General features: G+C 69.9%; 22 protein-coding genes and 1 riboswitch. Of the genes, 12 read left to right on the forward strand and 10 right to left on the reverse strand.

Going from position 1 to position 23,212, the window contains the following annotated elements; genetic code table 11:
• Positions 1-284: 284 nt before the first annotated feature.
• Both AB0L65_RS48390 and mgrA read left to right on the forward strand, forming a co-directional pair.
• Positions 285-2,375, forward strand: a complete 2,091-nt coding sequence (locus AB0L65_RS48390; protein WP_364261028.1) for a S9 family peptidase — start codon at positions 285-287, stop codon at positions 2,373-2,375.
• A complete protein-coding gene (gene mgrA, locus AB0L65_RS48395) occupies positions 2,372-3,364 on the forward strand; it encodes an L-glyceraldehyde 3-phosphate reductase (RefSeq protein ID WP_364261031.1) in 993 nt (330 codons plus the stop codon). The genes AB0L65_RS48390 and mgrA overlap by 4 nt, the downstream gene beginning before the upstream one ends.
• Here the strand turns inward: mgrA and AB0L65_RS48400 are convergent, their stop codons facing one another.
• Positions 3,365-5,740 (reverse strand): lysylphosphatidylglycerol synthase transmembrane domain-containing protein, encoded by a 2,376-nt coding sequence (locus AB0L65_RS48400; protein ID WP_364261033.1) that lies wholly within the window; start codon positions 5,738-5,740, stop codon positions 3,365-3,367. It abuts the gene before it with no gap.
• 201 nt (positions 5,741-5,941) lie between these two features.
• Between AB0L65_RS48400 and AB0L65_RS48405 the strand changes: the two genes are divergently transcribed.
• On the forward strand, positions 5,942-7,957 hold the full coding sequence (locus tag AB0L65_RS48405; protein ID WP_364261036.1) for a molybdopterin oxidoreductase family protein: 2,016 nt from the start codon (positions 5,942-5,944) through the stop codon (positions 7,955-7,957).
• On the opposite strand, the gene AB0L65_RS48410 is transcribed toward AB0L65_RS48405, so the two are convergent.
• Positions 7,935-8,708: a hypothetical protein gene (locus tag AB0L65_RS48410; RefSeq protein WP_364261039.1), complete on the reverse strand. Its 774-nt coding sequence runs from the start codon at positions 8,706-8,708 to the stop codon at positions 7,935-7,937. The two genes, AB0L65_RS48405 and AB0L65_RS48410, sit on opposite strands and share 23 nt — an antisense overlap.
• Positions 8,709-8,778: 70 nt before the next feature.
• Here AB0L65_RS48410 and AB0L65_RS48415 point away from each other — a divergent pair, with 70 nt between their 5' ends.
• Positions 8,779-9,321 (forward strand): helix-turn-helix transcriptional regulator, encoded by a 543-nt coding sequence (locus tag AB0L65_RS48415; protein WP_364261042.1) that lies wholly within the window; start codon positions 8,779-8,781, stop codon positions 9,319-9,321.
• Here the strand turns inward: AB0L65_RS48415 and AB0L65_RS48420 are convergent.
• Positions 9,300-9,764, reverse strand: a complete 465-nt coding sequence (locus tag AB0L65_RS48420; RefSeq protein ID WP_364261045.1) for a GNAT family N-acetyltransferase — start codon at positions 9,762-9,764, stop codon at positions 9,300-9,302. The genes AB0L65_RS48415 and AB0L65_RS48420 overlap by 22 nt on opposite strands.
• Positions 9,765-9,840: 76 nt before the next feature.
• Here AB0L65_RS48420 and AB0L65_RS48425 point away from each other — a divergent pair, with 76 nt between their 5' ends.
• Positions 9,841-10,290 carry a hypothetical protein gene (locus AB0L65_RS48425; protein ID WP_350737336.1) on the forward strand — a complete coding sequence of 150 codons (450 nt, stop codon included), beginning with the start codon at positions 9,841-9,843 and terminating at the stop codon, positions 10,288-10,290.
• Positions 10,291-10,292: 2 nt separating this feature from the next.
• Here AB0L65_RS48425 and AB0L65_RS48430 read toward each other — a convergent pair whose 3' ends face one another.
• The 3 genes from AB0L65_RS48430 to AB0L65_RS48440 form a co-directional block, all read right to left on the reverse strand.
• A complete protein-coding gene (locus AB0L65_RS48430; protein WP_350737339.1) occupies positions 10,293-10,676 on the reverse strand; it encodes a VOC family protein in 384 nt (127 codons plus the stop codon).
• Positions 10,677-10,713: 37 nt separating this feature from the next.
• Positions 10,714-11,028: a multidrug efflux SMR transporter gene (locus AB0L65_RS48435; RefSeq protein WP_350737341.1), complete on the reverse strand. Its 315-nt coding sequence runs from the start codon at positions 11,026-11,028 to the stop codon at positions 10,714-10,716.
• A gap of 32 nt (positions 11,029-11,060) precedes the next feature.
• Positions 11,061-11,119, reverse strand: a riboswitch (guanidine-III (ykkC-III) riboswitch).
• Between the two features lie 25 nt (positions 11,120-11,144).
• Complete coding sequence (locus AB0L65_RS48440; RefSeq protein WP_364261048.1) at positions 11,145-11,942, reverse strand: class I SAM-dependent methyltransferase; 798 nt, start codon at positions 11,940-11,942, stop codon at positions 11,145-11,147.
• A 103-nt stretch (positions 11,943-12,045) separates the two neighbouring features.
• Here AB0L65_RS48440 and AB0L65_RS48445 point away from each other — a divergent pair, with 103 nt between their 5' ends.
• The 3 genes from AB0L65_RS48445 (at position 12,046) to AB0L65_RS48455 (ending at position 15,127) form a co-directional block, all read left to right on the forward strand.
• Positions 12,046-13,851: an acyl-CoA dehydrogenase gene (locus AB0L65_RS48445; protein WP_350737347.1), complete on the forward strand. Its 1,806-nt coding sequence runs from the start codon at positions 12,046-12,048 to the stop codon at positions 13,849-13,851.
• Between the two features lie 41 nt (positions 13,852-13,892).
• Positions 13,893-14,831: an MBL fold metallo-hydrolase gene (locus tag AB0L65_RS48450; protein WP_364261051.1), complete on the forward strand. Its 939-nt coding sequence runs from the start codon at positions 13,893-13,895 to the stop codon at positions 14,829-14,831.
• A 71-nt stretch (positions 14,832-14,902) separates the two neighbouring features.
• Positions 14,903-15,127 carry a hypothetical protein gene (locus AB0L65_RS48455; RefSeq protein ID WP_192788390.1) on the forward strand — a complete coding sequence of 75 codons (225 nt, stop codon included), beginning with the start codon at positions 14,903-14,905 and terminating at the stop codon, positions 15,125-15,127.
• Here AB0L65_RS48455 and AB0L65_RS48460 read toward each other — a convergent pair.
• From AB0L65_RS48460 to pdhA, 4 genes are all read right to left on the reverse strand, one after another.
• Positions 15,124-15,417: a Dabb family protein gene (locus AB0L65_RS48460; RefSeq protein WP_363983999.1), complete on the reverse strand. Its 294-nt coding sequence runs from the start codon at positions 15,415-15,417 to the stop codon at positions 15,124-15,126. The genes AB0L65_RS48455 and AB0L65_RS48460 overlap by 4 nt on opposite strands.
• A gap of 119 nt (positions 15,418-15,536) precedes the next feature.
• The gene (locus AB0L65_RS48465; protein ID WP_364261054.1) at positions 15,537-16,925 is read right to left on the reverse strand and encodes a dihydrolipoamide acetyltransferase family protein; all 1,389 of its coding nucleotides are present in this window, start codon (positions 16,923-16,925) and stop codon (positions 15,537-15,539) included.
• 16 nt (positions 16,926-16,941) lie between these two features.
• Positions 16,942-17,922, reverse strand: a complete 981-nt coding sequence (locus AB0L65_RS48470; RefSeq protein ID WP_355207764.1) for an alpha-ketoacid dehydrogenase subunit beta — start codon at positions 17,920-17,922, stop codon at positions 16,942-16,944.
• Positions 17,919-19,013: a pyruvate dehydrogenase (acetyl-transferring) E1 component subunit alpha gene (gene pdhA / locus AB0L65_RS48475; RefSeq protein WP_364261057.1), complete on the reverse strand. Its 1,095-nt coding sequence runs from the start codon at positions 19,011-19,013 to the stop codon at positions 17,919-17,921. The genes AB0L65_RS48470 and pdhA overlap by 4 nt, the downstream gene beginning before the upstream one ends.
• Before the next feature lie 233 nt (positions 19,014-19,246).
• Here pdhA and purS point away from each other — a divergent pair, with 233 nt between their 5' ends.
• The 4 genes from purS (at position 19,247) to purL (ending at position 23,167) form a co-directional block, all read left to right on the forward strand.
• Positions 19,247-19,492 (forward strand): phosphoribosylformylglycinamidine synthase subunit PurS, encoded by a 246-nt coding sequence (gene purS / locus AB0L65_RS48480; protein ID WP_350737364.1) that lies wholly within the window; start codon positions 19,247-19,249, stop codon positions 19,490-19,492.
• 219 nt (positions 19,493-19,711) lie between these two features.
• Positions 19,712-20,098 (forward strand): ATP-binding protein, encoded by a 387-nt coding sequence (locus AB0L65_RS48485; protein WP_350737367.1) that lies wholly within the window; start codon positions 19,712-19,714, stop codon positions 20,096-20,098.
• Positions 20,099-20,237: 139 nt separating this feature from the next.
• Positions 20,238-20,921, forward strand: coding sequence for a phosphoribosylformylglycinamidine synthase subunit PurQ (gene purQ / locus AB0L65_RS48490; RefSeq protein WP_364261060.1), 684 nt, complete (start codon positions 20,238-20,240; stop codon positions 20,919-20,921).
• A complete protein-coding gene (purL, locus tag AB0L65_RS48495) occupies positions 20,918-23,167 on the forward strand; it encodes a phosphoribosylformylglycinamidine synthase subunit PurL (RefSeq protein ID WP_364261063.1) in 2,250 nt (749 codons plus the stop codon). Before purQ ends, purL begins: the two co-directional genes overlap by 4 nt.
• Positions 23,168-23,212: the final 45 nt, after the last annotated feature.

Consider the following 23,212-nt stretch of genomic DNA (forward strand, 5'->3'; position numbering starts at 1 on the left):
GCGTTCATTTCGTTGTGTCTTTATTCTTTCAGCCGTTCAAGTCCCTGTCAAATTGACCCGACTTGCTCGACCTGCTGGAATTAAGACCCGCCCCGCTTCCGGGACAACCCCTCTAACTTACCAGCCCTCACGAGTGGACGCGCACGTCAGCCGTGATGGAGGAGGAAGAAGGCTTGTGCCGGACTGCTTCGGCTCTTCAAGATTAGCAGCGCTCCCGACCCCTCGTGCCGGATCGCCGCGTACGACGGACACAGATCGATCACGCCCGAACATAGACTCCCCACGTGAGCAGTAACACGCCGCCAGTGGCGAAGAAGGTTCCGACTGAGCGCACCCACCACGGTGACACCGTCATCGACGAGTACGCCTGGCTGAGCAACAAGGAAGATCCCGATACCACCGCCTATCTGGAGGCGGAGAACGAGTTTCTCAAACAGCAGACCGCTCACCTCTCCGATCTCCAGGAGCAGGTGTTCCAGGAGATCAAGGGCCGCACGCAGGAAACCGACCTCTCGGTGGCCAGCCGCAAGGGCTCCTGGTGGTACTTCTCGCGCACCTCGGAAGGCAAGCAGTACGCCGTCTCCTGCCGGGTCCCGGCCGACAGCGACGCGCCTCCGGAGATCACCCCGGGTGCCACTCTCGAACGCGAGGAGGTGATTCTCGACGGCAACGAGCTCGCCGGCGACAGCCCGTTCTTCTCGATCGGCACCAGCTCCGTCTCGCCCGACGGCACGATGCTGGCCTATTCGACCGACTTCAAGGGCGACGAGCGATTCACGCTGAAGTTCAAGAACCTCGAAACAGGCGAACTGCTCCCCGACGAGATCACCGACATCTTCTACGGCGGCGCCTGGTCGGCCGACGGCTCGACGTTCTTCTACACGCGCGTCGACGACGCCTGGCGCCCGTTCCAGGTCTACCGGCACACGCTCGGCACCGAAGAGGACGTGCTGGTCTACGAGGAGTCCGACGAGCGTTACTGGGTCGGCATCGGCCTCACGCGCAGCGAGAAATACCTCGTGCTCGGCGCGGGCAGCAAGATCACCAGTGAGGTGCGCATTCTCGACGCCACCGATCCCGCCGGTGAGTTCACGGTCGTGCGCCCCAGGAAGACCGGCGTCGAATACGGCGTCGAGCACGCGGGCGACTTCTTCTACGTGCTCCACAACGAGAACGCCGAGAACTTCGAGCTGGCCACCGCCCCGCTCGACGCCCCCGGCACCTGGACGCCGCTGATCGCCCACCGGGACGACACCAGGCTCCTGGAGATCGACGCCTTCTCCGACCACGCCGTGGTGCACTTCCGCCGCGACGGGCTGACCGGCCTGCGCGTGCTGCCGTACCCGGGCGACGTCCAAGGTTGGCGCGAGCGGATCGAGGCCGCCGAGCGGAACGCCTACGAGATCGACTTCCCCGAGCCGCTCTACGACGTCGGGCCCGCGGGCAACCCCGAGTTCACCACGACGCGGCTCCGGCTGGCCTACACGAGCATGGTCACCCCGCCCAGCGTGTACGACTACGAGCTCGACACGCACGAGCTGATCCTGCTCAAGCGGCGCCCGGTGCTGGGCGGCTACGACCCGGCCGACTACGAGCAGTTCCGCGAGTGGGCCACGGCCGAGGACGGCACGAGGATCCCGGTGTCCATCGTGAAGCGCAAGGACTCCGCAAAGCCCGCGCCGACCGTTCTGTACGGGTACGGCAGCTACGAGACCTCCATCGACCCCGGCTTCTCGGTCCCGAGGCTCTCGCTGCTCGACCGCGGGTTCGTCTTCGCCGTCGCGCACATCAGGGGCGGCGGTGAGATGGGCCGTCGCTGGTACGAGGACGGCAAGCTCACCAGCAAGCGCAACACGTTCACCGACTTCGTGGCCGTGGCCAGGCACCTGAAGGCGACCGGCTGGAGCGAGCGGGTCATCGCGAGGGGCGGCTCGGCCGGCGGCCTGCTGATGGGCGCGGTCGCGAACCTGGCGCCGGAGGAGTTCGCGGGTGTGGTGGCCGAGGTGCCGTTCGTGGACGCGCTGAACACCATCCTGGATCCGTCGCTCCCGCTCACTGTGATCGAATGGGACGAGTGGGGCGACCCGCTGCACAACCCCGACGTCTACGCCTACATGAAGAGCTACACCCCGTACGAGAACGTGGACGGCCGCGCGTACCCGCCGATCCTGGCCATCACCAGCCTGAACGACACCCGCGTCCTCTACCACGAGCCCGCGAAGTGGATCGCCCGGCTGCGGGCGACGGCGAACGGCGGGCCGTTCCTGCTCAAGACGGAGATGGGCGCCGGGCACGGCGGCCGCAGCGGGCGCTACGACGCCTGGCGCGAAGAGGCCTTCGCGCTCTCCTGGATCATCGAGAGGGGCACCTCATGACCTATCAGGCCGACGACAGCCGCTACGAGCGGCAGCCGTACAACCGCAGCGGCCGCAGCGGGCTGAAGCTGCCCGCGGTCTCCCTGGGCCTGTGGCACAACTTCGGCGACACCCGCCCGATCGAGAACTCGCGGGCGATCCTGCGGCGCGCGTTCGACCTCGGGGTGACGCACTTCGACCTGGCCAACAACTACGGCGTCCCGTACGGCTCGGCGGAGACGAACTTCGGCCGCATCCTGCGCGAGGACTTCACCCCGTACCGGGACGAGCTGATCATCTCCACCAAGGCCGGCTACGACATGTGGCCGGGCCCGTACGGCGAGTGGGGATCGCGCAAGTACGTCCTGGCCAGCCTCGACCAGTCGCTGAAGCGCATGGGGCTGGAGTACGTCGACATCTTCTACAGCCACCGCCCCGACCCGGGGACGCCGCTGGAGGAGACCATGGGGGCGCTCGACCGGGCCGTGCGCTCGGGCAAGGCGCTCTACGCGGGCATCTCCAACTACTCGGCCGAGCAGACCGCCCAGGCCGCGCGGATCATGCGCGAGCTGGGCACGCCGCTGCTCATCCACCAGCCGTCCTACTCGATGATCAACCGGTGGATCGAGGACGGGCTGCTCGACGCGGTGGAGGAGGCGGGCATGGGCTGCATCGTGTTCTCGCCGCTGGCCCAGGGCCTGCTGACCGACCGCTACCTCGGCGGCGTGCCGGCGGACTCGCGGGCGGCGACGAGCAGGTTCCTCAGCGCCGACCGGATCGACCTCGACCTGGCCCGCGGCCTCGACGAGATCGCCAGGGGCCGCGGCCAGACGCTGGCCCAGATGGCGCTGTCGTGGACGCTCAGGGACCCGCGGGTGACGAGCGTGCTCATCGGGGCCAGCAGCGTGCGGCAGTTGGAGGACAACGTGGCGTGCGTGGACGGCCCGGCCTTCACGGAGGACGAGCTGGGGGCCATCGACAAGATCACCGAGCGCTACACGGCCCGTTGATCACAGGGATTCGTGCCGCTGGAGGTAGGTGAAGGCGGCCCAGCCGGGCAGCACCGGGAGCCAGAACGTGAGCAGCCGGTGCAGCAGCACGGCCGAGGTGGCCAGCTCGGCGGGCACGCCGGCCACGGTCAGGCCGCCCGCGAGCGCGAGTTCGACCGCGCCCAGACCGCCCGGTGTGGGCGCGGCCGAGCCGATGGCGTTGGCCGTGAGGTAGACGACCGCGACGGCGGTGAAGCTGAGCGAGCCGCCGAACGCGGCCACGCAGGCGTCCAGGCAGAGCACGAACGCCAGGGTGATCATGAGCGTGCCCGTGCACGCCTCCACCATCTTGCGCGGCGACTGCAGCACGTCGAGCAGCCTGGGCAGCACGTTCGAGAACAGCTTGCGCATCCTGGAGGTCACCAGCCTGCGCAGCGGCGGCACGCCGAGCACCACCACGACCAGCACCGCGACCGCGAGCAGCACCAGGACGAGGCCGCGCGACGGGGTGAACGACGTGGTCGTGGTGGAGCCGGTGATGTAGGCGAACAGCAGCAGCAGCGCGATGTGGAAGACCAGCATGATGAGCTGTGAGGCCCCCACGCTGGCCACCGCGCTGGCCGGCGAGATGCCGCGCTTCTGCAGGTAGCGGGTGTTGATCGCGACGCCGCCCACGGCGGCGGGCGCGACGAGCTTGACGAACGACGAGGCGAACTGCACGAGCACGGTACGCCAGAGCGGCAGCGGCTCGGGCACGAAGCCCCGCAGCATCAGGGCCGCGGCCACGAAGCTGACGAACGACGCGACCAGCGCCACCCCGGACCAGGCCCAGTTGGCCGTGGTGACCACCCGGTAGATGTCGACCCGGCTGAGCTGGGAGAGCACGATGTACGCGGCCAGCGTGCTGGCGATGATCGTGATCAGGGTGCGCGGTTTGAAGCGTTCGAGGCGTACTTCGTCGACCTTGCCCTGCGGCTTGAGCGCGACGATGTGCTCGCGGATGCCGGCCAGCAGGTTCTTGTTCTTCGACAGGGCCGAACGGGTCTCCCTGGTCAGCGCGATGCGCTGGAGCAGCGGCATGGCGGCGGCCAGCGTGTCGGGCCCCATGACGGCCGCCGCCGTCCGTACGGAGCGCTCCGGGCCGACGCGCAGCGCCAGGTAGGTGAGCAGCTGGGCGATGTCGAGCCTGAGCAGCAGGTCGCCGGCGGCGATCTCGCCGCTGCGCGCGTCGGTCAGCACGACGCGGCCCGCCCGGTCGAGGTGGATGCTGTCGCCGGTGAGCCGCCGGTGCGCCAGGCGCTGGATCTGCAGCAGCTCCACCTGCTCCCAGATCTGGGCGAGCAGCTCGTCGTCGATCTGCTCGTCGGGCACCTCGTCGAGGGGGCGCGTCTCGATGTGCTCGTACGCGAGCATCGCGGCCTCGGTGCCGATCTCGCTGGTGCCGAGCAGCCTGGGGGTGCTCGCGCCGGCCGCCTGGGCCGCGTACGCCATGAGCGCCTCGCGCTCCAGCTCCGCCCGGAGCGACCTGATGGCTCTGCGCCTGGTCTCGGAGTTGAGCCGGATGCGCCGCCACAGCCGGTACGGCAGCCCGGCCACCTGCCGGTCGCGGTCGAGCACGGTGACGTCGAGGCTGGTGCCGTCCTTGAGCCCGATGGCGTAGCGGCGGCTGCCCTGGTGGTCGTCCTCGATGCGGCGGGCCGAGACCACCGCGAACGACAGCTTGCGCAGCGCGGCCACCAGGGCACTGCCCGCCGGCCTGGTGTTGGGGCTGCCGACGCCGTAGAGGGTGGCGTAGCCGATGACCATGCCGACCAGCACCGTGACGATGGCGCTCGGGATCGTGATCTGCCGGCCGGAGAAGAACGCGAGGACGTAGAGGGCGATCGTGGTCCACATCAGCATGCGCCAGGTGGGGCGGCGGGAGATGCGGACGGCGGTGGCGTACGCGACCACCGAGGTGAGCAGCGTGTTCACCGGCTCGATCGTCCGGTCGCCGGTCAGCAGCACGCGCAGGTCCTCGGCGTTGCCGGCGACCAGCCACTGCCCGAGCAGGAACGACCCGGCCATGCCGATGATCGCGGCGATCAGCCCTTCGGCGACGCGGAGCCCGTCGCGGTGGAAGACGCGTTCGACGGCGAAAGCCGCGGGCACGATGAGCACGGCCGCGCCACCGAGGAACGCGGCGATCCTGCTGAGCAGCGGTACGAGCTGCGCGCCCTCCTTGACGTCGGCCTCCAGGCCGATGAGCGTCTGCTTGGCGACCAGCGCGAGCAGGACGACCGCGCCGAGCACGATGAGTGTGGCGAAGAAGCGCAGCAGGTCGGAGGGGCGGCGAAGACGCTGGGGCAGCAGCGGCTCTACAACGTAGACGTCGCTGTCCGCGCGTGACTCATCCACGGCTGGATCCCCCTCGAGGTCCTCCGTGTCATCTCGTTCCCTGATTTCGGCCACCGACAGCGATTCTGCACCTTCCCGGCCGGACCGTGCGATCTCTAGGCTTCCAGTGTCCTCAATCGCCCCCGCAATCGTCGCACCGGGCAGGCTACACGCATTTCCGCGTCTGCCGTCATTCCAGGTGCGGGACGTAGTCTGTGTCCCATGTCGGGTGAATTGAGGGTTTTGGGGGCGTGTCCGCTGGACTGCCCGGATGGCTGCTCCTGGATAGTCACCGTGGAGAACGGCCGGGCCGCCAAGCTCCGCGGCAACCCCGACCACCCGTACACCAGGGGCGCCCTGTGCGTGAAGGTCAACCGTTACCTCGAGCACACCCGGGCGGACGACCGCATCCTGCACCCCATGCGCCGCATCGGCCCCAAGGGCTCCGGCCAGTTCGAGCGCATCACCTGGGACGAGGCGCTCGACGAGATCTCGGTGCGGCTGCGCGGCATCGTCGAGGAGCACGGCGGGGAGACCATCTGGCCGTACCTGGGCACCGGCACGCTCGGCTACCTGCAGGGCTGCGAGGGCGTGGCCGGGCGGCGGTTCTGGAACATGCTGGGCGCCTCCAAGCACTGGCTCAACATCTGCTCGGCGGCCGGCAGCAGCGGCCTGATGCGGACGAACGGCACCCCGGGCGGCATGGACCCCGAGAACTTCGCGCTGGCGAAGCTGATCCTGCTCTGGGGCACGAACACGCTGACCAGCGGCCACCACCTGTGGAAGTTCATCCAGGACGCGCGGGCGGACGGCGCGCACGTCGTCGCCATCGACCCGATCCGCACCAGGACGGCCGACCAGGCCGACGAGTACCTGGCGATCAGGCCGGGCACGGACGCGGCGCTCGCGCTCGGGCTGCTCAACGTCGTGCTGGCGGAGAACGCGCAGGATGAGGAGTTCCTGGCCGAGCACACCGAAGGCTGGGAGGACTTCCGCCAGGAAATCCTGAAATATCCGGTCGAGGTTGTGGCTGAAATCACCGGCATCCCCGCCTCCGCCATCCACAGCCTGGGGATACGGCTCGCCCGCACCCGCCCGACCGCCATCCGCGCCACGCAGGGCCTCCAGCGGCACCAGGGCGGCGGCACCGCGCTGCGCACGCTCGCCTCGATCCCCGGCGTCACCGGCGACTGGCGCCACCCCGGCGGCGGCATCGCGTACTCCACCAGCGGCCACGTGCACTTCGACATCGACACCCGCGACGACCTGCTGGCCAAGCCCGTCCGCACGCTCGTCATGACCAAGCTGGGGTCCCAGCTCGACGACGTGAAATGCCTGTGGGTGTACGCGGCCAACCCGGCGGGCTCGAGCCCCGACGCGAACGCGATCAGGCGGCAGCTAGCCCGCGAGGACCTGTTCACGGTGGTCATGGAGCAGTTCCCGACCGACACCGTGGACTACGCCGACATCGTGCTCCCCGCGACCATGCAGACCGAGCACCAGGACCTGCACGCCGGATACGGGCACCTCTACCTGCTCTGGAACGAGCCCGCCGAGCCTGCGCCCGGCGAGTGCCTGTCCACGACGGAGACGTTCCGGCGGCTGGCGGCGCACATGGGGATGACCGAGCCGTCGCTGTTCGACTCGGACCTGGAGCTGGCCGAGCAGCTGCTGTCGAGCGGGCACCCGTCGCTGGAGGGCATCACGCTGGACCGGCTGCGCAAGGAGGGCTGGGTGCGGATGAACTACCCCGAGCCCTTCACCCCGTTCGCCGAGGGCTTCCCGACGCGGTCGGGCAGGATGCGCTTCCCGCAGGCGGGCAAGGCGTACACGCCGTCCCACACGGCCGGCGCGAGGGGCGGCTCGCCGTACCCGCTGGCGCTGGTCACGCCCGCGTCGCACACGTTCCTCAACACGACCTTCGGCAACAACCCGGAGCTGCGCCGCCGCGCCAAGGACCCGGTGGTGCTGGTCAACCCGGCCGACGCGGCGGCCCGGGGGCTGGTGGCCGGTCAGCGGGTACGCGTGCACAACGACGGCGGCGAGTTCCTGGCGGACGTGGAGATCAGCGACCGCGTGGCGGCCGGGGTGGTGGCCTCGCCGAAGGGGCGCTGGCCGAAGCTGACCCCCGGCGGCGCCAACCCGAACGCGGTCGTGGCCGAGCGGGACGGGGACATGGGCAGGGGGCCGGGCTTCCACGACAACCTGGTCGAGATCAGCCCTTGTGCCGGTCCATGAACGCCACGATCCGGTCGAGCACGTCCTTCCCGTGAGGGCTGGCGAACAGCGCCGAGGCGTGCAGGCTCTCCCCCGGGATGACCATCATCTGGTTGTCGGGGGCCTTCGTGGCGGCGGCGTGCGCCCTGGCCAGGTCGTCGGCGCCGCCGTACCCGTCGTTCGCGGAGCCGATCTGCAGGAGCGGGACGGTCAGTCTGGCCGCGTTCTCCGCGCTGATCTCGCCTGAGACGGCCACCACGCCGGCCACTTCCGAGCCGAGCCGCAGGGCGGCGGGGACGGCGGTGGTGGCGCCGATCGAGCCGCCGACCAGGAAGATCCGCTTGACGCCCGGCTCCTTGGCCAGGCGTTTGGCCATGGCGACGGCGCCGTCCTCGGGGAGGATGGCGGAGGTCCTGGCGTACAGCAGGACGCGGTAGCCGGCGGCCACGAGGCGGTCCGACAGGGGCCGCCACGTGCACACGTTGCCCCGGCGCTCGTAGGTGATGACCACGCCCACCGGGCCGTCGCCGGTGATCACGCCGGGCAGGTCGCCGTCGTGCTTGAAGATCTTGCCGTCCGCCTCGGTGAAGCACCCGGAGACGTTCGGCCCCGTGGGAATCGGGGCCGACGTCGTCGCCTCGGAAACCGGGGCCGGACTCGTCGCCGCGGGAGCCATGCTCGGGCCGGGCGCCGCGGCACCGGTGCTGGCCGCGCCCCCGCAGGCCGTCAGCACTCCCACCATGAGCCCCACCACACCTACCAACGCGCGCATGGCCGCCCTTTCCCGCTCAACTATGTCATAACTGACATAGTTGTAGGAGCACCATATCCTTGGGCGAACCATGACCTCAACGCTGGGATTCGCGATCCTCGCCGTGCTGGCGCGCGGCGAGCGCACGGGGTACGACCTCGCCGCGGCCATGCGGCGGCCCGTCGGCTACTTCTGGACGGCCGGGCACAGCCAGATCCACGCCGAGCTGCAGAAGCTGCGGGCCGGGGGGCTGGTCGGGTTCGAGGCCGAGCACGGGCCGGGGCCGCAGGGCAGGAAGGTCTACCACCTGACCGCCGAGGGCGGGGTGGCGCTGCGGGAATGGGTCACCGAGCCGCCCCGGGAGCGGCCGGAGCGCGACGAGCTGGTGCTGAAGACGTACGCGTCGTGGCTGGCCGAGCCGGAGCTGGTCAGGCGGATGTTCGCCGACCAGCTCGCCGCGCACGAGGAGCGGCTGGCCGAGTACGAGCGGCAGGAGGCGTCATTCGACGGGCCGCCCGCCTTCGGCGATCCCCGGTTCGGCAACTACGCCACGTTGCGCTGCGGGCTGAGCTATGAGCGGCACCGGGCCGACTGGTGCCACTGGATGCTGGCTCAGCTCAGCGAGAGCTTGTAGCCCTCGTGGGAGGCCGTGAAGCCGAGGTTGTCGTAGAAGCGGTGCGCGTCCGTACGTGACTTGTCGGAGGTGAGCTGCACGATGACGCAGCCGCGCTCCCGGGCCCGGTCGACGGCCCACTTGATCATCCGGCCGCCGAGGCCCTGGCCGCGGGCGGCGGCGGCGACCCTGACGGCCTCGATCTGGCACCGCTCGGCGCCCAGCCGCGACAGCCCGGCCAGGTACGTGAGCTGCATCGTGCCCACCACCTCGCCGTCCTGCTCGGCGACGATCAGCTCGTCGTACGGGTTGGCGTCGATCCGCTCGAACGCCGCCAGGTAGCGCCCGTCGCCGGGGTCGCCCTCGCGCGTGGCGCCGAGATGGTCGTCGGCCAGCATCGCCACGATCGCCGGCACATCCTCCTTGCGGGCCTCGCGGAAGAGCACTTTCTCACTTTGCTGCATGTCCGAATGATGTCAGGGATGGCTCAGGGTCCGTCCCCGATGCCCCCAAGGGGGCCGAAAAGGCACCATGAGTGACATGAACGAAATCAGCCGACGAGACGAAGTCTCGCTGTCGGGTGCCGCGCTCCGCGGCGCCCCCTGGAAGGCCGCCGCCGTCGGTGGCGGCGCCGTCGCCGCGACCAGCTTCGGCCTGGGCGTGCTCACGGGCGGTGGCGACCTGGTGTGGGCGCTGGGCCTGGGGATCAGCCTGTTCGCCCTGATCGCCGCGATCGGCGCGGTGTCCAAGCCGCACGAGGGCGACCGGGTGACCCGCCAGGCCCGCCTCTGGTCGCTGAAGCACCCGTGGAAGTTCGCGCTGCTGCCCGCGGCCATCACGGCCGTGCTGGACTACCCGGTGCAGCTCGTGCTCGACCACGAAGGGGTGTTCGGCTCCGGCGTGCAGGCCCTGTGGCACGGCGCGCTGGTCTACCTGATCGCCGGCATCCTGACCCTCACCATGCGGGGTCGCGCCGATTCCGCCCGGTGAGCTCAGCCCTGCGCCTCCCGCTCCGCCTGGCTCCGGCACACGCAGAACTCGTTGCCCTCCGGGTCGAGCATCGTCACCCAGCCGGTGCCGTCGGGCTGCCGCAGGTCGTCGTGGACGGTCGCGCCCAGCCCGATCAGCCGCTCGACCTCCTGGTCGCGGGTCCTGCCCTCGGTGCCGTTGACGTCGAGGTGGACCCGGTTCTTCACGGTCTTGCCCTCGGGCACGCGGATGAACAGCAGGAACGGGTCCTGCTTGGTCCGCAGCATGACCTCGTCGTCGCCCGGCTTGTCACCCTCGCCGAGCGGCAGCCCGGTGGCCTTGCTCCACCAGGTGGCGATCTCGTACGGGTCGGCGGCGTCGATGGTCACGGCATGAATTTCGATCACCCAGACACCCAACCCGTGACGAGCCGAAACGTCAAGGTCAGGCGAGCACCCGCAGGCCGATGACCCCCGCCAGGATCAGCGCGATCGAGACGATGCGCGCCGGCGAGACCTCGTCCCCCATGGCGATCATGCCCAGCACCGCGGTGCCCGCCGCGCCGACGCCGGTCCAGACGGCGTACGCGGTGCCGACTTCGAGGGTCTTGAGCGCGTACGAGAGCAGGCCGAAGCTCAGCACGGCCGTGACGAGGAACGACAGGGTCCACCACAGGTTGCCGAAGCCGTTGCTGAGCTTGAGCGAAAGGGCCATGACGACTTCGAAGACGCCGGCCAGCACGAGGACGATCCACGCCATGATCAGAACTCCCTTGGGACGAGACATCAGTGCGTGCGTCGTCTTGGCGTTCCGGGTACGGCGCGTCTCGTCCGGGAGCTGTCAGCTCATGGGCAAGAACGCGGCCCTCGACGGGATCATTCCCACCAGATGGTGACCCATCGGTCGCGCGGCAACGGCCACATGCCCAGCTCCATCACCGTGGCCGCGACCTCCTCCGCCCTGGACGGGTCGAGGCACACCCTGCGGCACGCGCTGGCCGCCAGGTCCTCCAGCGAGGTGAATCGTTCCAGGGGAGCTTCCCGTTCCTCCACCTGCACCGGGTAGCCGAGCGCCGCGGCCAGCGCCACGCAGTCCTCGGCGATGGGCCGGACCGGCCGGTCCACCCCGTGGAAGTGCTGCCACAGCGGCGCCATCCAGCTCATGGGATGGCGGTGCGTGAGCTCCAGCACCACCCGCCCCTGCGTGCGCTCGTCGAGGGCCCGCAGGAAGTCGGCCAGGTCGAGGACGTTGTAGATCACGTGAGCGGCGATGGTGACGTCCACCATGGGCACCCGCCCGGCCACGTCGGGCCAGCGCCCCTCGATCGCCGTGACCGGCACGCCGAGCTTCTCAGCCCGGGCGGTCAGCCCCTCCAGCATCGACGCCGAGGTGTCCACCGCGTAGAGGTGGCCGATGCGCTCGTGCAGCGGCAGGGACGAGGCGCCGGGGCCCGAGCCCACGTCGAGCAGCGTGCCCTTGTCGGGCAGCGCCTCCGAGAGCCGGGACATGGTGGGGCCGTCGTCCGGCTCGGCCAGCGCCCTGTCGGTACGGGTGCCGAACCGCTCGGGCGAGTGACTCCAGGGGTCGGCGGAAACCTTGGCCATGATCTTGTCGGGAATGGCCCATGATTCCAGGCGCTCTCGCCATCTCGCGGCGAGTTCTTCGGCGTCCATGGAGACGAGCATGCCACGCATACCTGGGGTTACCCGCGGGTAGCATTGCAGAGTAAGGTTACTCGCCAGTACGAATACCCCTCGGTTCAAGGAGATCGACCCCATGGGCCACTACAAGAGCAACGTGCGAGACCTGGAATTCAACCTCTTCGAGGTGTTCGGGCGACGCGAGATCCTCGGCACAGGGCCCTTTGCGGACGTGGACGAGGAGGTCGCCCGGGGCATCCTTGACGAGGTCAACAGGCTGGCCTCCGGCGTCCTGGCCGACTCCTTCGAGGAGGGCGACAGGAACCCGCCGGTGTTCGACGCCGCGACCAGCTCCGTGAAGGTGCCCGAGGGCTTCAAGAAGTCCTACAAGGCGCTGGTGGACGGCGGCTGGGCCAACCTCGACCTGCCCCCCGAGCTGGGCGGCCCCGGCATCCCGAGGAGCCTGGCCTGGGCCACGGCCGAGATGGTGCTGGGCGCGAACCCGGCGCTGTACATGTACGCCGCGGGCCCCAACTTCGCCTACACGCTGTGGAAGGTCGGCACGCCGGAGCAGAAGCGCTTCGCCGAGCTGGCCATCGAGCGCGAGTGGGGCGCCACGATGGTCCTCACCGAGCCGGACGCCGGCTCCGACGTGGGCGCCGGGCGGGCCAAGGCGGTGCGCCAGGAGGACGGCAGCTGGCACATCGAGGGCGTCAAGCGCTTCATCACCAGCGCCGAGCACGACATGACCGAGAACATCTTCCACCTCGTGCTGGCCCGCCCCGAGGGCCACGGCCCGGGCACCAAGGGGCTGTCGATGTTCCTGGTGCCGAAGTTCCACGTGAATCTCGAGACCGGCGAGCTGGGCGAGCGCAACGGCGTCTACGTCACCAACGTCGAGAAGAAGATGGGGCTCAAGGTCTCCACGACGTGCGAGCTGACGTTCGGCGACAAGCACCCGGCCGTCGGCTGGCTGGTGGGCGACGTCCACGAGGGCATCAGGCAGATGTTCATGGTCATCGAGCACGCCCGCATGATGGTCGGCACCAAGGCCATCGCCACACTCTCCACCGGCTACCTGAACGCGCTGGAGTACGCCAAGTCGCGCCTGCAGGGTGCGGACCTGACCCGGATGGCCGACAAGGCCGCCCCGCGGGTGGCCGTCACCCACCACCCGGACGTGCGGCGCGAGCTCATGCTGCAGAAGTCGTACGCCGAGGGCATGCGGGCCCTGGTGCTCTACACGGCCACGTTCCAGGACACCCTCCTGGTCGACCCCGACGACCGGCACGCCAGTGAGATGAACGACCTGCTGCTGCCCATCGTCAAGGGCGTCGGCTCCGAGCGGTCGTATGAGCTGCTCTCCCGCTCGCTGCAGACCCTCGGCGGCTCGGGCTACCTGCAGGACTACCCGATCGAGCAGTACATCCGGGACGCCAAGATCGACTCCCTCTACGAGGGCACGACCGCGATCCAGGGCCTGGACCTGTTCTTCCGGAAGATCCTGCGCAACCAGGGCGCGGCGGTCGGGTCGCTGCTGGCCGAGATCGGCGAGTTCGCCGGCTCGGAGGCGGGCAACGGCCGGCTCAAGGAGGAGCGCAAGCTCCTCGCGGAGGCCGCCGCCGAGGTCAAGGCCATGGGTGACACCATGGCGGGCTGGGCGCTGGGCTCGCTGGAGGCGCCGGCCGAGGTGTACAAGGTCGGGCTGAACACCACCCGGCTCCTGCTCGCGCTGGGCGACCTGGTGATCGGCTGGCTGCTGCTGCGGCAGGCCGAGGTGGCGCTGGCCAGGCTGGCCGACGGCGAGGACCCGTTCTACCTGGGCAAGGTGGCCGCTGCCTCGTTCTTCGCCAAGACCGTCCTGCCGCGGCTGGCGACGGAGCGCCGCATCGTGGACTCCACCGGGCAGGAGCTCATGGAGCTCCCCGAGGAGGCCTTCTAAACCGTGGGGGCGGGGGTGCTTCGAGGGAGTACGGTCGCGGCATGAGCTCGACTTCTCACGATCATCCCCTTCCTCCGCCCCGGGTCGAAGAGGTGTCCGAGGGCGTCTTCGCCTACATCCAGCCCGACGGGAGCTGGTGGATCAACAACACCGGCTTCCTGGCCGGCCGGCGCGGCGTGATCTGCGTCGACGCCTGCTCGACCGAGCGCCGTACGCGGGCCTTCCGCGAGGCCATCGGCACGGTCACCGACCGGCCGATCACCACGCTGGTCAACACCCACCACCACGGCGACCACACGTTCGGCAACTGGCTCTTCCCCGAGGCCACGATCGTCGGGCACGAGGGCGTGCGGGAGCAGATCCTGGCCGACGGCGTCCCCACCTACCGCGCCGCGTGGTCGCCCGAGGTGGAGTGGGGCGAGATGGAGGTGGCGCCGCCGTTCCTCACCTTCACCGACCGGATCACCCTGCACTCCGACGACCTGCGGTGCGAGGTGAGGCACGTGGGCCACGCCGCGCACACGACGAACGACTCGTACGTGTGGATCCCCGAGCGGCGGCTGCTGTTCTCGGGCGACCTCGTCTTCAACGGCGGCACGCCGTTCGTCCTGATGGGCTCGGTGGCCGGGGCGCTGGACGCGCTCGACCAGCTCAGGGCGCTGGGGGCGGAGACCGTCGTGCCGGGCCACGGCGGGGTGTGCGGGCCGGAGGCGTACGACCGGGTCGAGGGTTACCTGCGGTTCGTGCAGGAGACCGCGGCGCGGGGCCGGGCGGCGGGCCTGTCGCCGCTGGAGGCGGCCAGGGAGACCGACCTGGGCGAGTGGGGCGGGCTGCTGGACTCCGAGCGCATCGTGGGCAACCTGCACCGCGCCTACGCCGAGCTCGACGGCCGGCCGCTGGGCGCGCCGATCGACCTGGCCACCGCCGTGCTCGACATGATCACCTACAACGGCGGCAAGCCTTTGTCCTGCCTCGCCTGAGATGTTACGGGTGTGATCTTCTGTACCCGGGTATGACCGTGGCTGTACTCGCCATTTGCCTGGAGGTCGTCATGGGTGTCGGGGTAAGCATCTTCTTCCTCACGCTTGGCGCCATCCTGAGATTCGCGATCGAGCCCGACGTGTTCGGCAAGGCCGTCCACATGGACGTCGTCGGGCTCATCTTCATGATCGTCGGTGGCGTGGGCGTGGTGCTGAGCGTCGTGCTGGCCCCCAGGAGGGGCCGCACTTCCGAGGGCCGGCTGATGCACCGCGAGAACAACCCGCCGGAGATCTAGAGGCTGAGCTGCACCGCGGCCCGGGAGGCCAGGATCGGCCTGATGTGCTCCACGATCACCGCCTGATGCTGCGGGTGGTCGCGGTAGACCAGGTAGTCGTCGACGTCGTCGAAGTCGGCCACCACCGCGTAGTCGTGGTTGCCCTGGTTGATGCCCGCGTCCGGGCCCACGGTGTACGAGCGGAGCTGCGGGATGATGCCGGGCAGCTTGCCCAGCTCGGTGGTCACCGTCTCCTTCTGCTCGTCGGTCGCGGCCTCGGTCCAGGTGAACAACACGATGTGGCGAATCATGCGATCAGGTGTATCAGATCGCGACGGCGTGACTCTGTACGGGATGGGTGCGGGTGTCCCCGGCCTACGGCGATCGCCGGGGGAGGGGTCCTCCCGGCGGTCGCCGTAGGCTTTCCCGGCTAGCTCCAGGCCAGCATGTGCAGCGGGTCCTCCAGCATGTCGCCGACGTCGCGCAGGAACATCGAGCCCAGCTCGCCGTCCACGATGCGGTGGTCGAACGACAGGGCCAGGGTGGTCACCTTGCGCACCGCCAGCTCGCCGTCCACCACCCACGGCATGTCCCTGATCTGGCCGACGGCGAGGATGGCGGCCTCGCCGGGGTTCAGGATCGGGGTGCCGGCGTCGACGCCGAAGACGCCGACGTTGGTGATGGTGAAGGTGCCGCCGGCCATCTCGGCCGGCTGGGTGCGGCCCGCCCTGGCGGTCTCCGTGAGCTCGGCCAGCCGCCCGGCCAGCTCGGGGAGCGACAGGGTGTGGGCGTCCTTGACGTTGGGCACCATGAGGCCGCGGGGGGTGGCGGCGGCTATCCCCAGGTTCACGTAGCGCTTGAGCACGATCTCCTGCGCCGCCTCGTCCCACGACGAGTTGATCATCGGATGGCGTTTGACGGCGGTGAGGACCGCCTTGGCCACCAGCAGCAGCGGGGACACCTTGACGTCCGCGAAGTCCCGGAAGGTGCGCAGGCGCTGCACCGTCTCCATGGTGTTCGTCACGTCGAGCTGGAGGAACTCGGTGACGTGCGGAGCGGTGAAGGCGCTGGTGACCATGGCCTGGGCGGTCATCTTGCGCACACCCTTGACGGGGATGCGCTCCTCCGGCCGCTCGGGTGCCGCCACCTCGGCGACCGGGGCCGCCCCGGCCTCCGCAGCGGTATGGACGTCCTCGCGGGTGATCGAGCCCTCGGGGCCGGTGCCGGCGAGGGTGGACAGGTCGACGCCGAGGTCTTTGGCCAGTTTCCGTACAGGTGGCTTGGCGAGGACGCCGACCCGGCCCGGCGGCGGCGCGACAGGGGCAGGGGCAGGGGCGCCGGCCACCTCCACGCGGGAGGGGTTGGCCACCGGGTTCGCCGGGAGGCCGGGAGCCTGGGGCTTGCGGGGGCGGCGCTTGGTGGCGCCGGTCTTGACGCCGTAACCGACCAGGACCGCCTGGCGCTCCTCCTTGGGAGCCGGGCTGCCGTGGGCCCCGGGCTCGACGGCGCCCTCCGCCGGAGGCGTGGGCACCAGGTCCTCGGCCAGGGCCTTGGTCTCCTCCGAGACGGGAGCGGCGCCCTCGGAGGTCTCGACGGCGATGATGGGGGCGCCGACGTCGACCGTCTGGCCCGCCTCGGCCAGCAGGTCCGCGACCACCCCGTCCCAGGGGATCGGGAGCTCGACGATCGACTTGGCCGTCTCGATCTCGACGACGATCTGGTTGACCTTGACCGCGTCACCCGCCTCGACGTGCCAGCGGACGACCTCGGCCTCCGTCAGCCCTTCGCCGACGTCGGGGAGCTTGAACTCGCGTCGCATGAGAACCCCACCCCCCTCAGTACCCGAAGGCCCGGTCGACGGCGTCGAGCACCCGGTCCAGGTCGGGCAGGTAGTGTTCCTCCAGCTTCGACGGCGGGTAGGGGGTGGAGAAGCCGCCGACCCTGAGCACCGGCGACTCCAGGTGGTAGAAGCACTGCTCCGTGATCCTGGCCGCCAGCTCGGCCCCGAAGCCGCTGTTGACGGGGGCCTCGTGGACGACCACCACCCGCCCGGTACGGCGCGCGGAGTCCATCACGGCCGGCTCGTCCAGCGGGTTGAGCGAGCGCAGGTCGATCACCTCCAGCGAACGGCCGTCTTCCTCGGCGGCCGTGGCGGCCTCCAGGCACGTCTTGACCATGGGGCCGTAGGCCAGCAGCGTGACGTCGGACCCGGGCCGCACGACCCGGGCGGCGTGCAGCGGCGGCCACCAGTCGGTGGAGCCGGTGTCGATGTCGGCCTTCTCCCAGTAGCGCCGCTTGGGCTCGAAGAAGATCACCGGATCGTCGCTGCGGATGGCCTGCTGGATCATGGTGTACGCGTCCGCCGGGTTGGAGCAGGACACGACGCGCAGGCCGGCCGTGTGGGTGAAGTACGCCTCGGGCGACTCGCTGTGGTGCTCGACCGCGCCGATGCCGCCGCCGCACGGGATGCGTACGACGACCGGGAGCTTGATCGCGCCCAGCGAGCGCATCGGCATCTTGGCGAGCTGCGTGATGATCTGGTCGGCGGCCGGGAAGACGAACCCGTCGAACTGGATCTCGCACACCGGCCGGTAGCCCCGCAGCGCCAGCCCGATCGCGGTGCCGATGATGCCCGACTCGGCCAGCGGCGTGTCGATGACGCGGTCCTCGCCGAAGTCCTTCTGCAGGCCGTCGGTGACCCGGAAGACGCCGCCCAGCTTGCCGACGTCCTCGCCCATGATGAGGACCTTGGAGTCGTCCTCCATGGCCTTGCGCATGCCCTCGTTGAGCGCCTTGGACAGGCTCATGACCGTCATTTGGCGAACCCCTCCAAGTAGGCCGCGTACTGGGCGCGCTCCTGGTCCATCAGGGTGTGGGGCTCGCGGTAGACGTGGTCGAAGATGTCGAGCGGCTGGGGGTCGGGCATGGCCAGGCAGCGCCTGCGCAGGTCGGCCCCGAGCTGGTCGGCCTCGGCGTCGACGGAGTCGAAGAACGACGGGTCGGCGTGCTCGTTCTTGAACAGGTACGACCTGACCCGCTCGATCGGGTCCTTGAGCTTCCACGCCTCCAGCTCGCTGGCCACGCGGTAGCGCGTCGGGTCGTCGGTGGTGGTGTGGGCGCCCATCCGGTACGTGAACGCCTCGATGAGCGTCGGCCCCTGACCGGTGCGGGCGGCCTCCAGCGCCTTCCTGGTCACGGCCAGGCAGGCGAACACGTCGTTGCCGTCCACCCTGATCCCCGGGAAACCGAAGCCGGAGGCGCGCCGGTAGAGGGGGATGCGGGTCTGCTTCTCCAGGGGCTCGGAGATGGCCCACTGGTTGTTCTGGCAGAAGAACACGATCGGCGCGTTGAACACGCTGGCCCAGATGAACGACTCGTTCACGTCGCCCTGCGAGGTGGCGCCGTCGCCGAAGTAGACGATCGTGGCGGCGCTGGCGTCGTCGCGCTGGATGCCCATCGCGTAGCCGACCGCGTGGAGGGTCTGGCTGCCGATCACGATCGTGTACAGGTGGAAGTTGTGCTCCTTGGGGTCCCAGCCGCCGTGGTTCACGCCTCTGAACAGGCCCAGCAGCTTCACCGGGTCGACGTCGCGGCACCAGGCCACGCCGTGCTCGCGGTAGGTGGGGAAGGCCATGTCGGAGTCGGTCAATGCGCGGCCCGAGCCGATCTGGGCCGCCTCCTGGCCCAGCAGCGAGGCCCAGATGCCCAGCTCGCCCTGGCGTTGCAGCGCCACGGCCTCCAGGTCGATGCGCCGTACGAGGACCAGGTCGCGGTAGAGCGACCGGACCTCCTCATCGGTCAGGTCGATGTCGTAGTCGGGGTGCTCAACCCGCTCGCCCTCGGGGGTGAGCAACTGGACTAGCTCCGGAGGTGCGTCAGAGGCACCACGAGAGGCGTCGACTGTCACGTGCCACTCCTGTTGCGGTCGTCAGGGCAGGTCTTCGATGGGGTTGCCACCTTGAGGCCCGCCTTCCATGCGATGAACCATCTGGTGGTGGTTCGTACGCGTTTGGGGACATCGTGGCAGACGTCACAGCCCTGCGCGCAAGCCCCATGCCCTCCCCGTTCCCGTTGTGTCGACAGCCACACGCGCCGGTAGGCTGTGCTTCCCAGTCACCCACCGCATCCAGGAGGAACGCAGTGGCCCGCGTCATCGTGGACGTCATGTTGAAGCCCGAGATCCTCGACCCGCAGGGCCAGGCGATCGCCAGGGCCCTGCCCAGGCTCGGCTTCTCCGGCGTCTCGGCCGTGCGTCAGGGCAAGCGCTTCGAGGTCGAGCTCGACGGCCCGGCCGACGAGGCGGCGCTCGAGGAGATCCGCAAGATGGCCGAGACCCTGCTCGCCAACACGGTGATCGAGGACTACAGCGTCCGGGTTGAGGATTAGGGGAGATTTGCCGCCCGGATTCCCCCCTGGCCGGTTAAAGCGGGGTTCGGAGGCGGCACAATGCCACGGGCGTGCCAACACTAAATAACAACAACGTGATTTTGCGGTTAGCCCCGTTTTCACAGGGAAACCTACTCCAGGTGATGGTCTGGCGCCCGGAGGAGTCCGGTGGATATTGAGTTCTCGTTGGCACTGCCTCGGGATGCGATCGGCATTCCGATGGTCAGGCGAGTGCTGGGCGATGCCATGCGTTCACTCAACGTGAGTGAGACGTGCATCGCGGACATGCTCCTCGCCGTCTCCGAGGCGTGCTCCAACGCGGTGCGGCACGGGGGTCCTGCCAACCGCTACGAAGTGAGCGCGGCGATCGGCTACGGCCGCTGCGACGTGCGCATCGCGGACAACGGCGATGGCCTGCCGACGATGCCGCCGCACTTCCCTCCACCCGACACGGAGAACGGCCGTGGTCTGCTGATCATGCGCTCCGTGGTGGACGAGATCTCCTTCGGCATCACACCCGGCCGTGGCACCACGGTCCACCTGCGCAAGCACCTCGCCTGGGACGACTCGGCCGACGCCCGTCCCCGCGAGCTGGCGGCAGTCTGACCTGCGCCTTCGCCCGACGCACGAGCCGATGTGGACCACCCGGCAGCACCCGATAATCTGAAGACACCGCCGCAGACCGCCGTCCACCCGAAGAGACGGTGGCGCGTGCGCGCGCATTTCCTCGGAGGGGACGACTGTCATGAGCGCTGCCCGTGTGGGCGTAGTCACGTTTCCAGGAACTCTCGACGACCAGGACGCCGCCAGGGCCGTACGCCTCGTGGGCGCGGAGGCGGTGCCGCTGTGGCACGCCGACCACGACCTGAAGGGGGTCGACGCCGTCTTCCTGCCCGGCGGCTTCTCCTACGGCGACTACCTGCGCTGCGGCGCCATCTCCCGGTTCGCGCCGCTGATGGACGAGCTCGTCCCGGCCGCCAGGGCGGGGCTGCCCGTGATCGGCACCTGCAACGGGTTCCAGATCCTCTGCGAGGCCCATCTGCTGCCCGGCGCGCTGACCCGCAACGCCTCGCTCCACTACGTCTGCCGTGACCAGCGGGTCCGGATCGAGCAGACGGCCACCCCCTGGACCAGCTCCTTCGAGTCCGGCCAGGAGATCGTGCTGCCCGTCAAGCACGGGGAAGGCCGCTACGTGGCCTCCGAGGACACCCTGGCCGCGCTGGAGTCGGGCGGCCACGTGGTCGTGCGCTACGTCGGCGGCAACCCCAACGGCTCGCTCAACGACATCGCGGGCATCCGTAACGAGGCGGGCAACGTGGTCGGCCTCATGCCGCACCCCGAGCACGCGGTCGAGGACCTGGTCGGCGCGCCCAGCACCGACGGCCTCGGGTTCTTCACCTCCATCCTGAAGAAGCTGGTGAACGTATGACGGACAGCGTGAAGCGGGCCGGAGAGACGCCCGACGAGCCGATGCCCTTCGCCGAGCTGGGGATGAAGCAGGACGAGTACGACCGGGTCAAGGACATCCTGGGTCGCCGTCCCACCGGCTCCGAGCTGGCCATCTACAGCGTCATGTGGTCCGAGCACTGCTCGTACAAGTCGTCCAAGGTGCATCTCAAGCAGTTCGCCACCAAAGCGCCCAAGTCCGACGCGCTGCTCGTGGGCATGGGTGAGAACGCCGGCGTGGTGGAGATCGGCGACGGCTGGGCGGCCACGTTCAAGATCGAGTCGCACAACCACCCGTCCTACGTCGAGCCGCACCAGGGCGCGGCCACCGGCGTCGGCGGGATCGTCCGCGACATCATGTCGATGGGCGCGCGCCCGATCGCGGTGATGGACGCGCTGCGCTTCGGCGGCGCGGACGCCGTGGACACCCGCCGGGTCCTGCCCGGCGTGGTCGAGGGCATCAGCCACTACGGAAACTGCCTGGGCCTGCCCAACATCGGCGGCGAGGTCGTCTTCGACCCCTGCTACATCGGCAACCCGCTGGTCAACGCCCTGTGCGTGGGCCTGCTCCGCAAGGACCAGATCAAGCTGGCCACCGCGCCCGGCCCGGGCAACAAGGTCGTGCTGTTCGGCGCGTCCACCGGCCCCGACGGCATCGGCGGCGCCTCCGTGCTCGCGTCGGCGACCTTCGAGGACGAGTCGCACGCCAAGCGGCCCGCCGTGCAGGTGGGCGACCCGTTCATGGAGAAGCTGCTCATCGAGTGCTGCCTGGAGCTGTACGCGGCCGACGTGGTCGTCGGCATCCAGGACCTCGGCGCGGCCGGGGTGTCGTGCGCGACGACCGAGCTGGCCGCCAAGGGCACCGGTGGCATGCACGTCGACCTCAACCTCGTCCCGCTCCGCGACCCCTCGCTCAGGCCCGAGGAGATCCTCATGAGCGAGTCGCAGGAGCGGATGATGGCCGTGGTCCGGCCCGACGACATCGCGGCCTTCATGGCGATCTGCGACAAGTGGGACGTCCCCGCCACCGTCATCGGCGAGGTCACCGACACCGGCCGCCTGGTCATGACCTGGGACGGCGAGGTCATCGTGGACATCCCGCCGGGCACGGCGGCCGACGACGGGCCCGTCTACGAGCGCCCGTACCACGAGCCGTCCGGGCAGGCCGCGCTCAACGCCGACACGCCCGACCGGCTGGAGCGGCCCGCGGACCTGCGGGCCACGCTGTTCCAGCTGCTCGGCTCGCCCAACCTGGCCTCCAAGGAGTGGGTGACCTCCCAGTACGACCGCTATGTCCGCTCCAACACCGTGCTGGCCCAGCCGGCGGACGCGGGGATGCTGCGGATCTCGGAGGTCATCGCCGGCGCGGAGCCGACGACCCGGGGCATCGCGCTGTCCACCGACGGCAACGGCCGTTACGCCAAGCTCGACCCGTACGCGGGGGCGCAGCTGGCGCTGGCCGAGGCGTACCGGAACGTGGCCGTGACCGGCGCCAAGCCGCTCGCCGTGACCAACTGCCTCAACTTCGGCTCGCCCGAGGACCCCGAGGTCATGTGGCAGTTCGCCGAGGCCGTGCGCGGCCTGGCCGACGCGTGCCGCATCCTGGGCGTGCCGGTGACCGGCGGGAACGTCTCCTTCTACAACCAGACGGGCTCGACGGCCATCCACCCCACGCCGGTCGTGGGCGTGCTGGGCGTCATCGAGGACGTGGCCAAGCGGGTGCCGTCCGGGTTCACCGCCGAGGGGCTGAAGGTCGTGCTGCTCGGCGACACGCACGAGGAGTTCGGCGGCTCGGAGTGGGCGCACGTCGCGCACCGCCACCTGGGCGGGCTGCCGCCCCGGGCCGACCTGCACGCCGAGCAGGCGCTGGCGACCGTGCTGGTGGAGGCCGCCAAGAGGGGGCTGTTGGAGGGCTCGCACGACCTGTCGGACGGCGGGCTGGCCGTCGCGCTGGCGGAGTCGTGCCTGGCTCGGGGCGTCGGGGCCTCGGTGGCGCTGAGCGGGGACGCCTTCACCGACCTGTTCAGCGAGTCGGCCGCGCGGGCGCTGGTCACGGTGCGGCCGGAGGCCTACGAGGAGTTCGCGTCGCTGTGCGGGCGGCACGAGGTGCCCTGCTACGGGCTCGGCACGACCGGAGGCGCTTCGCTGGTGGTCGAGGGCGTGTTCGAGGTGCCGGTCGAGGAGCTGCGGGAGACGCACTCGGCGGCGCTGCCCGCGCTGTTCGGCTGACGGTCTTCCGAAGGGCCGGTACGGGGTGCCCGTACCGGCCCTTCT

It is taken from the genome of Nonomuraea sp. NPDC052116 (assembly GCF_040680035.1).
Lineage (GTDB): Bacteria > Actinomycetota > Actinomycetes > Streptosporangiales > Streptosporangiaceae > Nonomuraea > Nonomuraea angiospora_A.